Source organism: Lysinibacillus sp. FSL K6-0232, assembly GCF_038008325.1.
Classification (GTDB): Bacteria; Bacillota; Bacilli; order Bacillales_A; family Planococcaceae; genus Lysinibacillus.
In genome coordinates, this window is the sequence record NZ_JBBOYW010000001.1 from 2,271,753 (window position 1) to 2,289,086 (window position 17,334).

The following is a 17,334-nucleotide window of genomic DNA, read 5'->3' on the forward strand; positions in this document are numbered from 1 at the left end:
AATTATTTTTTGCATGTTTTCCCCTTAATTTTAAAATTTTTGTCCATTGTGATAGCTACACTGTATACTAGAAATGTAGGCATTTACTTCAAAGGGAGGAAAACTTTTATGTTATCTGAGAAACTACACACAGCACTAAACGAACAAATGAATTTTGAGTTTTACTCTGCACATGCTTATATGGCAATGGCAGCTTATTGCACAGATCAGGATTATGATGGCTTTGCGAATTTCTTTTTAGTGCAAGCAGAGGAGGAACGTTTCCATGCAATGAAATTTTATAATTTCTTAAGCGATATGGGCTACCGTGCAACAATTCATGGCTTTGATAGCCCAGGCAACCATTTTGAATCCATTTTAGATGCCTTCAAAACAGCTCTTTCACATGAAAAAGAAGTAACACGTCGCATTTACAATTTATCTGATATTGCTTTAGATGAGCGTGAACATGCCACAATGGCATTTTTAAAATGGTTTATTGATGAGCAGGTTGAGGAAGAATCAACATTCGATACATTAATTCATAAAATTGAGCGTATTGAAAATGACTCAAATGCGATCTTTATGCTAGATGCAGAATTAGCAAATCGTACTTTTTCACCAGAGGCAGAAGCGTAAACGCTATGAACCATACCAAAGCCGCTTTACATTGTACAGGCAAGGCATACAATATATGCTTATCTTGCACAAGTAAAGCGGCTTTTTATCTAAAAAAGAAACGCTGAAAAAATTAATGCTTCTTATCGTTTTATAATAACTATCTAGCCTTTTCGTTGATATGGTTTTGCAGCTTCACTTGCTTTAAAGTTATAGACAGGCTTAATCGCTTTGACAATATCAACGGTTTCATCAATCACAGCTACAATGTCTGCCATTGGCTTATAGGCCATGGGTGCTTCATCCAATGTTTCCTCATTGACGGATGTTGTCCAAATACCCTGCATTGTTTCTTTAAAATCGTCCATATTCAACGCTTTTTTGGCAGCGCGACGTGAAAACATACGCCCTGCTCCATGTGGCGCTGAATAATTCCATTCAGCATTGCCTTTTCCTATACAAATCAGCGACCCATCCCGCATATTCATCGGAATCACAAGCTTTTCTCCTTTATTAGCACGCACAGCACCCTTACGCAATGTCATTGTTTCCGTATCAATATAGTTATGAATCGTATCAAATGTATCGATAAATTGCCATGCCATATGCTCAGCAATTGTTTTCGCAATTGTCCAACGATTCATGCGTGCATACTGCTGGGCAATTTTCATATCGTGAATATAATCATGGAAAAGCTCACCCTCTAAATAAGCTAAATCCTTTGGAATCACAGGATTTTGTGCTTTATAGCTTTGAATCATGCTCTGAATTTCTTGGGCTCGCCCTTGCTGCTTCAGCTCCGCTATTTTTTCAGTTAAATCTTGGCGACGTAAGCTTTCATAGGCTCTTTTTTGATGCCAGTTTGCTACTTTTGCTCCTACATAGCGTGAGCCTGTATGAATCAATAAATAATATCGATTGTCTTCATCTTTGGCAAGTTCGTAAGGTCGGCTACCGACGCCTTGCTATGTTGCCATAGTAGGTTTTCAGTAACCTCCTCCCAAACCGTACGTACACATCTCTGCGTATACGGCTTTCCATTTACAAATATCTATCCTTGTTTACCGTGTGCGATTTTCCTATGACAATCATGACATAAAACTAATGTTTTACGTTGTCTTGCTATCATTTGTTTCTCCCACACTTCTTTTCCTTTTAAATCTTTTAATCTTTTTACATGATGGATTTCAAATGCTACATTTTGTTTTCCACACCATTCACATTCTTTTGCACTAATACGTTTTTCTAATTCAGTAGTACCTTTAAACATTTGTATGTTAGGCATCAAATCAGGATTTTCTTTTACTATTTTTTTATCTCTGACAAAACCCTTGTTGTAGAAATAGCAAATATTTTCTCCTTTTTTAGTTTGATACTTAACGCCCCAACCATTATTGATTCTGTATTTTTTAAACATTTTTCTTACAGTAGAATTGTGCTTTGAAGCTAAAGTTTTTATACAACTGTATTGCATAACGTAGTGTAATTGCCACATTTTTTGAGTGACATTTTCAGCTAATTTATAATAGTTATATAACCCTCTTATCTCTGCATTAAAAATGTTTATAATTTCTAAGTCACTAAGTCGCATGATTGAATTTCTGCTTATCGGCATCCACTTTTCTGCATTAATATCTTTAACTAATTTATTTTGTACAATGAATTTCTCGATAACTTCTTTTGGCATCATTAATCGGATATTTTTTCTTGCACTTCGAATTTTAACACCATTCTTATTTTTATAAGGTGTGTTATTATTACCTACTGAAATGTCATAACCTAAAAATCTGGCATTTTTTCTACTATTTGTGATTAATGTTTTTTCTTCTGATAGTTCAAGTTTTAATTCGTCATATAAGAATTTCTTGATTTTTTCTTTCAATTCCTTACAATCCTCTTTACTACCATTTACACCAATAAGAAAATCATCTGCATATCGTACATATTTAAGTCTTTTAAATCCTGTTGAGTCAATAATTTGTCGTGTATTAAATTTTTCTTTTTGAATCTTTTTATATTCTTTAAGAAGTTCTTCTTTTATGGATTCATCTTCACATAGATTAATTTTCTTTTTAAGTTGTCCAGCCTTGTATTCAAGATTTCTATATACAGGGTTACGTTGTTGATTTCTTTTTCTATCACCAATATCAAATTCTGTTTTTAAAGTATTGATAATATAATTATCTAATTCATTCAAGTATATATTAGCTAAAATCGGGCTAATAATTCCTCCTTGTGGTGTTCCTGTATAAGTTTTATTGAATTTAAAATCATCAATGTAACCTGCTTTTAAGAATTTCCACATAAGTCGAATGAATTTTTCATCTTTGATATTTTTACGTAATAGATTAATTAATACATGATGGTCGATGTTATCAAAGAAACCTTTAATATCACCTTCAATAAACCAGTTTACGCCTGTATATACTCTATCAATTTCCATTAAGGCTGTATGACAACTTTTGTTCGGACGAAAGCCATGAGAACTTTCACTAAATTTTGGTTCGTATATTGCTTCTAAAATCATACGACAAATTTCTTGAACAAGTCGGTCAGTGAATGTTGGTATTCCTAAAGGACGTTTAGAACCATCTTTTTTAGGAATGTAAACTCTTTTTGCAGGTTTTGGTTGATAACTTTCATCTTTTAGTGATTGGATAATTTTTTTCAATCATTTTCTCGCTAAAATTACTTGCTGTTTGGTTATCAATTCCTGCTGTAGCACTTCCATCATTTTTATAGATATTACTAAAGGCTGTAATATACATTTGTGGATTGTATAATATTCTATACAATCTATCATGGATATAATTTTCTTTTAACGCTTGTTTGGATAGATTGATTAATACTGTCTCTGAATTTTGCATGAGCCTTTCGCTCCTTTCAAATAAGTGTTAATCTTTGTAAACTGTTCCCCTTCGCCATGTAATAGGTTTTCCCTATCTCGGACTACTACGAGAACTCCGTTACCATATGGAATATTCAAAGTCTAAACTCATAGCCGAAAATGGCGTTTCCACTTAGGTAATCCCCAGTTAGTACAGTAAACATAGGTAGATTGTTGTCGGATAGTTCTTTCACGTTTTACTTACATCTGTAAGTGCGCAAACTCTTAAATGAAGACCATCGTATATTAATCCACCGATTTAATTACGACACCTTTAATACCTACACTGATGATATTAAAGTAGAGTTTGTATTAGGTTTCAGTTGGTTTTCCTAATAACGAACCATAGCGTCACTCACGCTTGAACTTCAAACAATACAGTTTTTATCCTCATACAATCCTTTATGACTCGATATTCAGTCGCAATCTTACCAACTGATTGACTTATACCTTTACAACCATGCTATACTCCCTGTTCACTTTCGATTCCAGATAAGGTTGTTGTCATTATTCCAGTCTTCTTGGAATATCGTTACCTAATTACGCAATGTTTACTGCCCATCTTGGGCGCACGATAAAATGATTGCCGCCCCCAAGCGTTCCTAATGATAAGTTTGTATAGTCATCCTTTAAGCCTGTTGCTCGAAATTGCTTGCTATTAAACTCTAAATAATGACGAGCAGGTGATAGTTCTTTATGAATATCCTGCCCGCTTGGTATATACGTTCGAATAATTGTATCAAGCTTTGCATAGTCAACCGTGGATGCATCGATCTCCGCCACAAATACACCGCATCCTACATCAACACCTACAAGATTTGGTACAACACAATCCTGCAACTGAATCGTTGTACCAATGACACAGCCCTTTCCTGCATGATAATCAGGCATAATTCGTATTTTCGTGCCTGACATAAAGGGTTGATTAATCAATTCCTGAATTTGGTCGATAGCTGTTGGCAAGGCTGTTGGTGCATAAATTTTCGCACTCGTATAGCGTCCATTTATTTCAATCATCTAAACCCCTCCTTATTGATTATACGAAAAAGCACCTTTATTTGTTTCATGGATAAAAAACGTTCTAAAAGCATGTCATCTTTTAGAACGTTGTCATTCAATCCATTTATTCTTCATACTGTATCGTTAGCTTATTTGGTATTTCTGGTATATCATGCGATTTTATATCTGCTTCCTTTAAAGCCAGCTTATAAGGTAGATATTTATCTTGCACAGCAAAGGAAATATCTACATTTTCCATATTATTATTTATTTTACTTTTTGCTAGCAAGCCACTATAGGATAAGTCAATCGCTAGAATAGCATGAATAGTATCTTTCAGCATTTTAATATCTTTAGCTTTTAAAGGACTTTGTTCTCCCATTAAAAATGGCTGTAAATGCTCTTTTATATAGCCCTGCGCTTCAATGAAGCAGGAAAATTCACTTATTTTTTCAGCATAGAGCTTTAATTGTCGCTTCTCTTTTGCACGTTGTTGATTTAACTTTTGGACCTTTTGCTCAATATGTGTTAAACGTACCTTTACTAAATCCATTAGATGCTGCTGGATATCTTGTATCGCTTGCAGCACTATAGCTTCTGCTTGCTGTACTTTATCATATTGTGCAATGCAAATAACCTGCTGCTCATTTAATTTATCTACACGTTCCTTGAAAAATTCATTTTGGGTATGCTGACCAAAAATAGCCTTCATAAGCCCCTTGCCATGAATTTTTTTATGTTGTGCATCTAAACGCTCATATTCACGTGTATACTCACTATGCATATTGCGGTATTCTCGTAGCATTTGCTGATAATGCACAGCAATTTCCGTAAATTCCTCTACCTTTTTATCCTGTAAATAATCATGCTGTGAAATCGTTTGTAAAAGCTGATACAATGTTTGAATGTTTTTAAAGGTATTGGCTACCTGCTCATATTCTTGCTCATATTCTTGAACAATCGCTAAATCACGTTGATAGCGAGAAAATTCAAATTGCGTATCACCTGTATATTTTTCAATATGCTCAACAGCCGACTGAAATGGATCACGCTGTGGAATAACGGTTAATTCGAAACGGAATCGCTCCAGCCATTGCAGGAAACGAATTAAAATTGCATAGGTCTTTTTATCACTATTTTTTGCAACACGATGAATTTCGCTAATTAGATGCTCATATTGACTTTTCTGCCAAAGTTCCTGATTATTCATTTGCTTCGCTTCCAAGGCATTTGTTGCAGAAACAGCGATAAACTGGCTCATAATATGACCAATGCGTTGCTGTTCTGATTGTACAAAGGCTTCAGCATCATCCACAGCATCAATGCCGTTAATAATACATAAAGGCTCGACACCTTTCTTTTTTAATGATTCTATCAATAAAAGTTCCGCATCAATGGCTATAGACCCAGCGCGTAACACCCAAAAAATTTCATCGACACGGTTGATAAGCGTTTCCGAGAAATAGGCCATTTCTCCTCCACCTGCCTCCAATGAAACAGAGTCAATAATTGTCACTGATTTTAATAAATCATTTTTCACATAAACTTCAAGATAATCTAAATGCTCACGTAAAATTTGCGAGGCAAATGTATCACCTGTTGTTAGCATTTCTAATTTACTTATATCAAAAATTGCTACAACACCATCTAAAAAATAGGCCTTAATCTCCTCTTGCTCGCCATATCTTATAAATGTATTGACACCTGTTGGATGCTGATCATTTACAGATAACACTTCACGGCCAAGCAAGCCATTGACAAGTGTTGTTTTCCCTACGCGCTCTTTTCCAACAATAAGAATCATTGTTTGATTATTGGCATCTTGAATAATACGATCTAAATGTTTCGCAGTATCTTTTATATATGTATTTTGGACAATAATGCCATGCAGTTGTCGCAGCTGATCAACAAGCTGTGGCAAAATATTATTCGCTGAGGCTGTATTTTTAATTGGCATATTATCGTTGCTTGTCACCCTCAACACCTCTTTTCATATGTATCTAATTTTATTATAAATGAAACCATTGCTTTTCTAATACATCAATCGCTGAAAAAAGGACAATATACTTAGAGGTTTCGTTCATAAATAGGAATTCATTCTCATTCCAGCATCATGTCCATTTGCTATATGATTTGTTACTCAGACTAAAAGAAATAGCTACGTCCCCATTATCACCGTAAAATTGCGAAATTTATTAAGCTTACTGATTGAACACTTCTAAGCAGATGACCTTTCTCCTAGGAAATAGGGTGTTATCAATATCTATTTATGATGTCCTTGTCCCTGAATTTTGGTTATATCCTACATTTGTTCTTTTCAAAAATAGCAATAAGAACCCCTCTCATGCATGATAAACTGAACCCCGAATAGTGGACACTTTAAAGAGTGCACCTATTCGGGGCTCAGTTCATTAGCTAGGAGGAAAATTCCTTTTTAAACTTACAAATTACTAGTTTTTTGTGTAGAAACGTGCCATTGACATTTCATTAATAATTGTTGATCGTGTAATTCCGCTGAAAGATTACCATTCATTTTTTCCATTAAGCTTTTGGCGATGGATAAGCCTAGCCCTGTTCCTTTACCCTTTCTTGCTTGATCAGCTTTGTAAAAACGATCAAATAGATGAAAAAGGTCTTGCTTTTGTAATCGCGGTGCTGGATTGCTAATGATTAGCTCCGTATATGCTGGCGTATGATGGAGGGTAATAGTGACATGCCCAGTCGAATGCTTTAAAGCGTTTGTTACTAAATTTTCAATGACTCGCTTCAATGCTGATGGATCTGCCTTCACCCTTATCATTTCTTCTGGCATATGAATAGTTGGCTCGATCTGCTGTTGGTTAAATGCTTCATAAAAGCTAACTAACACCTCTAAGATCAAATCATTCAATTGAACCCATTCCATCTTTAATAAATAGTCGGTGGATTCAATAACGGATAGCTCAAAAAAATCCTCCAATAACACTTTTAGTCTTAATGCACTTGATTTAACAATAAGCATATACTCCTGACGTGTATGAGGAGGAATTGTTTCATCCTCTAAAAATTGCATATAGCCTAAAATAGAGGTCATCGGTGTACGAATATCATGCGACATATTCGAAATCGCCTGCTTCAGCTCGTTTTCTGTTCTTTTTTGATCAGCAATTGCCTTCTTTGTTGCATCGATTTCATGATTAATTTCCTCTGCTAGCCGTTCAAAATCTTTATCATAAAAGCGAAGATTGATTTTTTTCGTTGTTTGCTTTATATGTCGTTCTTGTAATTGCTTTGTCACACTACGTATTTCCTTTTTTAACCAAAGAAAGCGGACGAGAAGACATATTGTGATAAAGCTTAAAACGATGATCACATATAGCATTTTCTCCCCCACCTCCTTGTTTATTTGATTTCTTTTTTCTGAAATACGATACTGCCTAAAATACCAAAAATAATAAAGGTAATAATTGGTATAGCAATTAATTGAACTAGCTCGATACCATGTATGGTTTCTATACGTCCAATATCTAAAAATAGCTTAAAGATGGAGTAGCTAAAAATGACCTCAAATACTGGCAAGAAATTACTTAATGTATACAATAGACTATCGAACAGCAGGAAAAAGAACAGCATAAAGCCGATTGCCTTCCCACTCTCGGTAAAGATTGTCGCAAATAAAGCCATAATGGATGCAAAAGCACTTGTATAAAGCGCTGTTAAGCCAACCGTGCTTGCAAAATAGCTAAGCGTAGGCATTCCATTAAAATGCAGAAAAACAGCTACAGCTCCTGTAAATACAAGGGGAAAGACGAATGCAATCAAAATGGCTCCAATCGAGTAGACCATTAATTTGGCAAAATAAATGCACACTCTACTATTTCCTGACGCAACAATGCTTTTCATCGTGCCTATTGCATATTCACTAGAAATAAAGAAGCCTGCCAGTACACAGGGCACAAGTCTTATAATATAGTTATTGCCCCCAAGAATCGTCTGACGGTAAAAATCCATCACCGTTATAGTATCCGCATTTTTATCGAAGATAATTAATAATGGATGAGAAAGGCTAATCAATATAAGGATAGTAAGCAATGTCCATAGTGAGCGATCTTTCCTTAGCTTATACCATTCTGCCTTTATGACATTATTCATAACGGACCCCTCCAATGCGCTCCATAAAATAGGACTCTAAATCCTGACCCATTGGCATAAATTGTTCAATAATAAGCCCTTCATTGACAAGCGTTGAAGAAACCTTTCCAGGCGTATCCATATAGCGATATAGCTTAATACAGCCGTCTGGCATTACTTCAAAGTCATTTGTCGCAAGAGTCGTTTCAAGAATCGCCGCAGCCTTCTCAGGATTGCTTACTTTAATATGCAAAAATTGCTGACATTGATGATTCAGCTCTTCTACCGTTAATTGCTCCAATAAATCACCTTTATGGATAATGCCATAATGCGTGGCAAGTAAATGAAGCTCACTTAGTAAATGGCTCGAAATTAAAATAGTCATGCCATATTCACGATTTAATTTTTTCAGCAGCTCTCGTACTTCAACAACCCCCATTGGGTCTAAACCATTAATCGGTTCATCTAAAATCAGAAACTCTGGATCTCCTAGCAAGGAAATCGCGATACCTAGTCGTTGTTTCATGCCCAATGAAAAATTTTTTGCCTTCTTTTTTCCTGTATCCTGAAGCCCTACAATGGCTAATGCTTTTTCTACGCAGTCTTTCCCCGGAATACCCTTTAACAGCCTATGAGCTTCTAAATTTTCAGCCGCTGTCATATATGGGTATAATGCAGGCCCCTCAATCATTGTGCCAATACGTTTGCGAGCTTCGACTAGCGCTGGCCCATGACTATAACCAAACAATTCAATTGATCCCGCAGTTGGCATAGCAAGCCCTGAAACAATGCGAATCAATGTAGATTTCCCAGCACCATTTTGTCCAATAAAGCCGTAAATGGAGCCTTTTTTGATTGAAAGATTGACTTTATGTAGAGCTGTTTGCTTGTTAAATGTCTTTGTTAAATGGCTTGTTTTCAATATATAATCTGTCATATAATCCCTCCTTCTATGATACATCAAGTATAAAAAGGAAGTATTAATAAAGGCTTAAGGCAATTCTTAAAAAAAGCTTAAGTCTTCAATCGATAGCCCATCCCCCAAACCGTTTCAATATATTCCTCCTCTGGATTGACCGCTGCTAATTTACTGCGGATATTGCTAATATGAACATTGATTGTGTTATCATCCCCATAATAGGTTTCCTGCCATACACTTTCAAACATATTTTTCTTTGTAAACACCTTCTTCGGTGATGCCATAAGAAGCTCAAATATCTCATATTCACGGGCAGTAAAATTCAAGGCTTCTCCTTTGATAAAGACAGCCTTTGCATCTTGGTCAATCTCCACATCCTTATGGACAAGTCGCTTTGTTGCTGGCTGCCTTGTAATACGTTGGTATCTTCTTAAATGGGAGTCGATTCTTGCCGATACTTCTTCAATATCAAAGGGCTTTGTAATATAATCATCCGCTCCTGTTCGTAGCATACCTACCTTTGTTTGTTGATCTAACTTAGCTGAAATAATAATAATCGGTATATGACTTTGCGCTATAATGTTTGTTAGTAGCTCATCTCCCGACATCCCTGGTAGCATAAGGTCAAGGAGCACCATATCCCATTCAGCCCTTTCCAAATACAGCATTGCCTCTGTACCTGAAAAAGCAGGTTGAGGAAAATAGCCATTTTTCTTAATAATATTACAGAGCAATTGGTTGATTGCATCATCATCTTCCACTACTAAAATATTCACTTTTTCTGTCATCGCCTATTCCCTCCTACTTTTATGTTGTGCCAGCTCGCCTAACTAGATCATCCTATTATAGTATAGCGAGATTTTTCGATTGAACGCAAAAAAACTGAAGACAACACCAGGTTTGTCTTCAGTCTGCAACATTTAAAATGCTACTCGTTGTGCTTCATAAGCAGCAATATGGTCTTCGTATTTGAATGTTAAGGCAATTTCATCCCAGCCATTTAGCAATGTTTCCTTATAGTATGGATCAATTGTGAACTGATAGACTTTGCCATCCTCACCTGTCACCGTTTGCTCTGCAAGGTTGACTTCCATTGTATATGGTTTTGCTAAGCCTTTTGCTAAAATTTCATCGCATTCTGCTTCTGTTAGCTTAATCGGTAAAATCCCATTTTTAAAGCAGTTATTATGGAAAATATCTGCAAAGGATGGTGCAATCACAACGTTAAAGCCGTAATCTAAAATAGCCCACGGTGCATGCTCACGAGAGGAGCCACAGCCAAAATTGTCCTGTGCTACAAGAATTTTTGAGTCTTTAAATTCTGGTTTATTCAGCACAAAGTCTTGAATTTCATTGCCCTCTGCATCAAAGCGCCAATGGTAGAATAAAAACTGTCCAAAGCCTGTACGCTCAATACGTTTTAAAAACTCTTTTGAAATAATTTGGTCTGTATCTACATTTTTACGATCAAGTGGTGTGATCACACTATTTACGATATTAATTGGTTCCATTTTCAATCATCCCTTCCATGTAACACAAAGCTTACACAGTTTCCTTTACAAATTCACGTACATCTACAAAATGACCCGCAATCGCAGCGGCTGCTGCCATTGGTGGTGATACTAAATGCGTACGAGAACCTGCACCTTGACGTCCTTCAAAGTTACGGTTGGATGTAGAGGCACAGCGTTCACCAGCTGGAACTACATCATCATTCATCGCTAGACACATCGAGCAGCCTGATTCTCGCCACTCAAAACCTGCCTCGATAAAAATTTTATCCAACCCTTCTGCCTCTGCTTGCTTTTTCGTAGAATGAGAACCTGGTACAACAATTGCTGTGACATTATCATGTACCTTACGCCCTTTAATGACACTAGCTGCTGCACGTAAATCACTAATACGTGAGTTTGTACAAGAGCCGATAAAGACATGTTGGATATCAATAGATGTTAATGGTTGACCTTCCTCTAAGCCCATATAAGCAAGTGCTTTACGCAATGCTGCCTTATCAGACTCATCCTTGTAATCTGCTTGTGTTGGTACATTCCCTGATATACCTGAACCCATGGATGGATTTGTACCCCATGTCACGATTGGCTCAATTTCCTCAGCTTGGATAATACGTACTTCATCATACGTTGCATCTTCATCTGACGCTAAGCTTAACCAATACGCTGCCGCTTCTTCAAATTTTTCTCCTTGTGGTGCATATTTACGACCACGAATATAATCTACCGTTACCGCATCAGGAGAAATTAGTCCTGCCTTTGCACCTGCCTCAATCGACATGTTACAAATTGTCATACGTTCTTCCATAGAAAGCTTGTGGATTGCCTCTCCAGTAAACTCCACAATATGTCCTGTACCAACGCCAATACCGAACTTCGCAATAATAGCTAAAATAATATCTTTTGCTGCTACACCAATTGGTAGCTCGCCTTCTACACGAATTTCCATTGTTTTTGGCTTGTTTTGCCATAATGTTTGTGTCGATAAAACATGCTCTACCTCTGATGTACCAATACCAAAAGCAATTGCACCAAAAGCGCCGTGTGTAGATGTATGAGAGTCACCGCAAACGATTGTTTTACCAGGCTGTGTTAAGCCTAGCTCTGGTCCAATAACATGGACAATCCCTTGGTCTGGATGTCCCATTCCTGCAAGCTCCACACCAAATTCTGCTGCATTTTTCGCTAATGTTTCGATTTGGTTGCGTGCGATTGGGTCATTAATTGTTGGTAAGTTTTTCGTTGGTACATTATGATCCATTGTTGCAAAGCTTAAATCTGGGCGACGCACTTTACGTCCGTTTATACGTAGTCCCTCAAAAGCTTGCGGAGACGTTACTTCATGAATTAAATGAAGATCAATATATAACAGGTCCGGTTTGCCCTCTTCCTGATAAACAACATGTTTATCCCAAATCTTTTCAATTATATTTTTACCCATTGTCTTCACCTATTTCTTTAAATTTCGTTAGATATATGTTGTCATAATACTTTCTGACACAAAGCTTGTATCAATTTCATTAATTACTTTATCTGTCCATTCATTTGTGGATAACGTGCGACCACCATCACGAGCAAGGTCTGCTGTAAAGTAGCCATCATCAAATACTGCACTTACAGCACGCTCGATTTCTGCTGCCTCTTCCTTTAAGCCAAATGAATATTGCAGCATCATTGCTACTGAAAGAATTGTTGCGGCAGGGTTAGCAACACCTTGCCCTGCAATTTCAGGTGCTGAACCATGCACTGGCTCATATAAACCGAAATTATCGCCACGAATTGATGCAGATGGTAGGACACCAAGTGAGCCTGTAATAACAGATGCTTCATCGCTTAAAATATCACCAAACATATTTTCCGTCACGACTACATCGTAATGTGCTGGATTTGTAATAAGCTTCATTGCTACAGAGTCTACTAAGTTATGTTCTACTTGTACATCTGGATAATCTTTTTTCTTTGCTTCTACGACTTCACGCCATAAGCGACTTGTTTCAAGTACATTCGCTTTATCAACAGAGCATAGCTTGCCTCCACGTAAACGTGCTAGCTCAAAGGCATTTTCAACGATACGTTCCACTTCTGCTTTTGAGTAAACCGTTGTATCAATTGCGCCATTTTCAGTACGCATACGTGGTTCCCCGAAGTATACTCCGCCTGTTAGTTCACGTACAATCATTAAATCAACGTTTTCAGCTACTTCACGTTTTAATGGCGAAGCATCTAGTAAACTCGGGAACGCCTTTACTGGACGTAGATTTGCAAATAAATCAAAGTGTTTACGAATACGCAATAATCCTTTTTCTGGGCGTAATTCAGGTGGGTTTTGATCCCATTTTGGACCGCCAACAGCTCCTAATAAAATGGCATCACTATTTTCACACATCTCAATTGTTTCATCTGGTAGTGGATTATTGTGTTGGTCGATGGCAGCACCTCCAATTGTTGCATACCCTAAATGAAATGTATGATTAAATCGTTTACCAATCACCTGTAATACACGTACAGCAGAAGCAACAACCTCTGGTCCGATTCCGTCACCGGGAAGCACTGTAATTTTTTTCTCCATCGTCAAAACACCTTTCTTTGTATAGTGCATTCGTTATTTGAATAATTACGCTCACCTACCTTTGATTGAGGTGAGCGTAATGGTTGATTCGCTTTCTACATTGTAGAATCGAAATAATTAGTTTTTCGCGCTTGTAGCTGTTTCTCTGACAACTTTCTCTTTGCCTTCATTGATAAATGGCATCATCGCACGTAATTTTGCGCCAACTTCTTCGATTTGGTGGTTTGCGCCAGCCTCTTTGAATTTTGTATATTCTGGACGGCCATTTTCATTTTCTTGAATCCAGCGACGAGCAAATGTACCATCTTGGATATCTGTTAATACTTCTTTCATACGAGCTTTTACAGACTCATCGATTAAACGTGGACCTGCTACATAATCGCCCCACTCCGCTGTATCCGATACAGAGTAACGCATTGTTGCCATACCACCTTCAAACATTAAGTCAACGATTAATTTTAACTCGTGAAGTGTTTCGAAGTATGCTAATTCTGGCTGGTAGCCAGCTTCTACTAATGTTTCAAAGCCTGCTTGTACTAATGCAGTTGCACCACCACATAATACCGCTTGTTCACCGAATAAATCTGTTTCTGTTTCTTCTTTAAATGTCGTTTCAAGAAGACCACCACGTGCAGCACCGATTCCTTTACCATATGCAAGTGCTAAGTCTTTTGCTTGACCTGTTGCATCTTGATGGATGGCGAATAAGCCTGGTACACCTGCACCTTCTTGGAATTGACGACGCACTAAGTGACCCGGACCTTTTGGTGCTACTAAAAATACGTCAACATCTGCTGGTGGTGTAATTTGCCCGAAATGGATATTGAAACCGTGCGCAAACATTAATGCTTTTCCAGCTTGTAAATGTGGTGCGATTTCTGCTTCATAAACAGCTTTTTGACGCTCATCTGGTAGTAAAATTTGAATTACATCTGCTTCTTGTGCTGCCTCTGCAACTGTTTTTACATCAAGACCATCTGCTTTTGCTGCATCGAAAGAGCCACCTGGGCGAACGCCTACTACTACGTCAAAGCCTGATTCTTTTAAGTTTAGCGCGTGTGCATGACCTTGAGAGCCATAACCGATAATCGCGATTTTCTTTCCTTTTAGTACATCCTCGTTAATATTTTGTTCATAGTACATTGTAGCCATAGTTTAATTTCCTCCTAAAGTGTGTGTTTTACGCTTTTATTAAAAGCGTATCATTTTTATATGCAAACTATTTTAAAATAGAAAGCTGCGGATTTGAGATAATTTGCGTTTCACGTACAGATGCTGTTGCGCCTGTACGAGTAAGCTCCTTAATGCCATATGGACGAATGAGCTCGATAAAGGCATCAATTTTTTCAGGATGACCTACTACTTGATACGTCACAACATTTTTAGCCGTATCAATAATTTGTGCACGGAAAGGTTCGACAATCGAATTCATTTCCAGGCGTAAATTTGGCGGTGAAATAACCTTAACAAGTGCCAGCTCTCGTAGAACAATCGCTTTGTCAGTAATGTCATTAACTTTTAATACATCAATTTGTTTCGATAATTGCTTCACTAGCTGCTCAATTTTGCGCTCATCTTCTACATGAACTACAAAGGTCATTTTGGAGGAGTTTTGTTGCTCCGTATGACCAACTGTAATGGATTCAATATTGAATTGACGCTTCATCAATAAGCCTGTTAATCGGTTTAATACACCACTTTGGTTAATCACAGTTACAGTAATTACTCGTTTCAATTCTTTTTCACCCCAATCATTTCATGCAAGCCTTTGCCTGGCGCTACCATCGGGTAAACACATTCAAGCTGCTTCACGCGGCAATCAATTAATACTGGCTCATCAGAAAGTAGTGCCTCACGGAAAATCGCTTCCGCTTCATCGATTGTGTTAATACGATAGCCTTTAATATCGTAGGCATCTGCTAATTTAACAAAATCTGGCTGAATCGGCATTAATGATGATGAATAGCGCTCTTCATAGAATGTTTCTTGCCATTGACGCACCATACCAAGACAGCTATTATTCAAAATTACAATTTTTACTGGTAAGTTAAATTCCTGTAGCAATGAGAGTTCCTGTGCTGTCATTTGGAATCCTGCATCCCCTACAATCGAAACTACCTTTTTGTCTGGCTTCGCAAATTGGGCGCCAATTGCGGCAGGGAAACCGAAGCCCATCGTACCAAGTCCACCAGACGTTACCCATCCATGAGGATTATTCAGGTGATAGTATTGTGCTGCCCACATTTGATGCTGACCAACATCTGTTGTGACAATCGCTTCACCCTCTGTAATTTTGTGTATAAGCTGCAATGCCTCTTGCGGTAAAATTTCTTGATCGTTCTCATCCTTGACATACCATAATGGATACTCACGAGCATGCTGCTGTAAATAAGCTAACCATTCGTCTGTCTCAGGTCCTTCAAAATCCTTTTTCAGCAATGCTTTTAATGCTTCTTTCGCATCTGCCACAATTGGAATATCCGTTGGTACGTTTTTACCAATTTCGGCTGGATCAATATCGATATGAATAATCGTTGCATTCGGTGCAAAAGTTGCTAAATTACCTGTTAAACGGTCATCAAAGCGAGCACCGATATTTAATAGTAAATCGGCTTTTGTAATCGCCGTATTAGCAGTAACAGTTCCGTGCATACCAGCCATACCAAGGAATAGCTCATGCTCACCATGAATGGACCCTAATCCTAATAATGTATTGGTTACTGGAATGCGATATTTTTCTGCAAAGGCTGTTAGCTCTTCACGTGCATCAGCAAAAAGAACGCCCGCACCAGCTAAAATCACTGGATTTTTTGCTAAAGAAATTGCTTGAATAGCTTTCTGAATTTGCAAATAATTCGGCTTATACGTTGGTTGATAGCCCGGTAAATAAATTTCATCAGGTGCTTTTGGTGGGTTTTCTACATCAAATAGCATTTGTGAAACGTTTTTTGGAAAATCTACAACAACTGGTCCTTTTCTGCCTGTGTTAGCAATATGGAAAGCTTCCTTCACGATACGCGGAATATCATTGATATCCTGCACTTGGTAATTATGCTTTGTGATTGGTGTTGTAATGCCCATAATATCTGCTTCCTGGAAAGCATCTGTGCCAATAACGGCTGTAGAAACTTGACCTGTAAAGACAACCAATGGGATGGAATCAATCATGGCATCTGCAATACCTGTCACAAGATTTGTTGCACCTGGTCCACTTGTGGCGATAACAACACCTGGTTGACCAGATACACGCGCATATCCCTCCGCTGCATGGATAGCACCCTGTTCATGTCTTGTTAAAATATGACGGATTGGGTTTTTATACATCGCATCATAAATTTGTAGTACGGCTCCTCCTGGATAGCCGAAAATGATTTCAACACCTTGATCGTGCAATGCTTGTACTAATACATCTGCACCATCCTTCGCTTGATAAGTTGGTTTATCAGTGGTTGTTGCTGCGAATTGCTCTTTTTCATTGATTGAAACATTTGCACTCATCAAATTATGCCTCCTTTATATTTTTCCATCCTATTTTTATGGGAGGGTTGGCGTATTTCCATATTGAAAATAATAAAAAGCCTTTTTCTCCACACGCAAAGAATTACCTTACGTAGGGATGAAAAAGACTTTCCATGGTACCACCCTTTTTTATAGCAAATAATTGCTACCTCGTGAATAAATGACTGCATTTATGCACCAATGCGAAGCTCTCACATCCAATACGGTGTCATAAAACATTTAT

The 17,334-nt window shown here is 37.6% G+C and carries 13 protein-coding genes and 2 pseudogenes; 1 reads left to right on the forward strand and 14 read right to left on the reverse strand.

All coding sequences use genetic code 11. The features are described 5' to 3' along the window. Positions 1–108: 108 nt before the first annotated feature. Positions 109–618, forward strand: coding sequence for a ferritin (locus tag MHB42_RS11075; RefSeq protein ID WP_340806166.1), 510 nt, complete (start codon positions 109–111; stop codon positions 616–618). Between the two features lie 143 nt (positions 619–761). Here the strand turns inward: MHB42_RS11075 and MHB42_RS11080 are convergent. The 14 genes and pseudogenes from MHB42_RS11080 to ilvB all read right to left on the reverse strand — a co-directional run. Next, positions 762–1,511, reverse strand: a pseudogene (locus tag MHB42_RS11080) (RtcB family protein); the annotation flags it as partial. Between the two features lie 137 nt (positions 1,512–1,648). Next, a pseudogene (gene ltrA / locus MHB42_RS11085) lies at positions 1,649–3,464 on the reverse strand (group II intron reverse transcriptase/maturase). Between the two features lie 560 nt (positions 3,465–4,024). Beyond that, positions 4,025–4,501 (reverse strand): RtcB family protein, encoded by a 477-nt coding sequence (locus MHB42_RS11090; RefSeq protein WP_340806167.1) that lies wholly within the window; start codon positions 4,499–4,501, stop codon positions 4,025–4,027. A gap of 106 nt (positions 4,502–4,607) precedes the next feature. Next, the gene (locus MHB42_RS11095) at positions 4,608–6,458 is read right to left on the reverse strand and encodes a dynamin family protein (RefSeq protein ID WP_340806168.1); all 1,851 of its coding nucleotides are present in this window, start codon (positions 6,456–6,458) and stop codon (positions 4,608–4,610) included. Positions 6,459–6,923: 465 nt separating this feature from the next. Then, on the reverse strand, positions 6,924–7,844 hold the full coding sequence (locus MHB42_RS11100; protein WP_340806169.1) for a sensor histidine kinase: 921 nt from the start codon (positions 7,842–7,844) through the stop codon (positions 6,924–6,926). A gap of 20 nt (positions 7,845–7,864) precedes the next feature. After that, a complete protein-coding gene (locus tag MHB42_RS11105; protein ID WP_340806171.1) occupies positions 7,865–8,614 on the reverse strand; it encodes an ABC transporter permease in 750 nt (249 codons plus the stop codon). After that, positions 8,607–9,530: an ATP-binding cassette domain-containing protein gene (locus MHB42_RS11110; protein ID WP_340806173.1), complete on the reverse strand. Its 924-nt coding sequence runs from the start codon at positions 9,528–9,530 to the stop codon at positions 8,607–8,609. Before MHB42_RS11110 ends, MHB42_RS11105 begins: the two co-directional genes overlap by 8 nt. A 77-nt stretch (positions 9,531–9,607) precedes the next feature. Continuing rightward, entirely contained in the window at positions 9,608–10,300 is a 693-nt protein-coding gene (locus MHB42_RS11115) for a response regulator transcription factor (RefSeq protein WP_340806175.1), read from the reverse strand. Positions 10,301–10,432: 132 nt separating this feature from the next. Then, entirely contained in the window at positions 10,433–11,023 is a 591-nt protein-coding gene (gene leuD, locus MHB42_RS11120; protein WP_340806176.1) for a 3-isopropylmalate dehydratase small subunit, read from the reverse strand. Positions 11,024–11,054: 31 nt separating this feature from the next. Next, the gene (leuC, locus tag MHB42_RS11125; RefSeq protein ID WP_340806178.1) at positions 11,055–12,464 is read right to left on the reverse strand and encodes a 3-isopropylmalate dehydratase large subunit; all 1,410 of its coding nucleotides are present in this window, start codon (positions 12,462–12,464) and stop codon (positions 11,055–11,057) included. Positions 12,465–12,491: 27 nt separating this feature from the next. Then, on the reverse strand, positions 12,492–13,592 hold the full coding sequence (leuB, locus tag MHB42_RS11130) for a 3-isopropylmalate dehydrogenase (protein ID WP_340806180.1): 1,101 nt from the start codon (positions 13,590–13,592) through the stop codon (positions 12,492–12,494). 117 nt (positions 13,593–13,709) lie between these two features. Further along, the gene (ilvC, locus tag MHB42_RS11135; protein ID WP_340806182.1) at positions 13,710–14,744 is read right to left on the reverse strand and encodes a ketol-acid reductoisomerase; all 1,035 of its coding nucleotides are present in this window, start codon (positions 14,742–14,744) and stop codon (positions 13,710–13,712) included. Positions 14,745–14,811: 67 nt separating this feature from the next. Then, positions 14,812–15,327, reverse strand: a complete 516-nt coding sequence (ilvN, locus tag MHB42_RS11140) for an acetolactate synthase small subunit (protein ID WP_340806183.1) — start codon at positions 15,325–15,327, stop codon at positions 14,812–14,814. Next, positions 15,324–17,090, reverse strand: a complete 1,767-nt coding sequence (ilvB, locus tag MHB42_RS11145; protein WP_340806184.1) for a biosynthetic-type acetolactate synthase large subunit — start codon at positions 17,088–17,090, stop codon at positions 15,324–15,326. The genes ilvN and ilvB overlap by 4 nt, the downstream gene beginning before the upstream one ends. Positions 17,091–17,334 lie beyond the last annotated feature (244 nt).

Excerpts from the sequence above, each read along its gene's own strand:
- MHB42_RS11075 (WP_340806166.1), top strand. The coding sequence starts at position 109 with ATGTTATCTGAGAAACTACACACAGCACTAAACGAACAAATGAATTTT.
- MHB42_RS11090 (WP_340806167.1), bottom strand. The coding sequence starts at position 4,501 with ATGATTGAAATAAATGGACGCTATACGAGTGCGAAAATTTATGCACCA.
- MHB42_RS11100 (WP_340806169.1), bottom strand. The coding sequence starts at position 7,844 with ATGCTATATGTGATCATCGTTTTAAGCTTTATCACAATATGTCTTCTC.
- MHB42_RS11105 (WP_340806171.1), bottom strand. The coding sequence starts at position 8,614 with ATGAATAATGTCATAAAGGCAGAATGGTATAAGCTAAGGAAAGATCGC.
- MHB42_RS11110 (WP_340806173.1), bottom strand. The coding sequence starts at position 9,530 with ATGACAGATTATATATTGAAAACAAGCCATTTAACAAAGACATTTAAC.
- MHB42_RS11115 (WP_340806175.1), bottom strand. The coding sequence starts at position 10,300 with ATGACAGAAAAAGTGAATATTTTAGTAGTGGAAGATGATGATGCAATC.
- leuD (WP_340806176.1), bottom strand. The coding sequence starts at position 11,023 with ATGGAACCAATTAATATCGTAAATAGTGTGATCACACCACTTGATCGT.
- leuC (WP_340806178.1), bottom strand. The coding sequence starts at position 12,464 with ATGGGTAAAAATATAATTGAAAAGATTTGGGATAAACATGTTGTTTAT.
- leuB (WP_340806180.1), bottom strand. The coding sequence starts at position 13,592 with ATGGAGAAAAAAATTACAGTGCTTCCCGGTGACGGAATCGGACCAGAG.
- ilvC (WP_340806182.1), bottom strand. The coding sequence starts at position 14,744 with ATGGCTACAATGTACTATGAACAAAATATTAACGAGGATGTACTAAAA.
- ilvB (WP_340806184.1), bottom strand. The coding sequence starts at position 17,090 with ATGAGTGCAAATGTTTCAATCAATGAAAAAGAGCAATTCGCAGCAACA.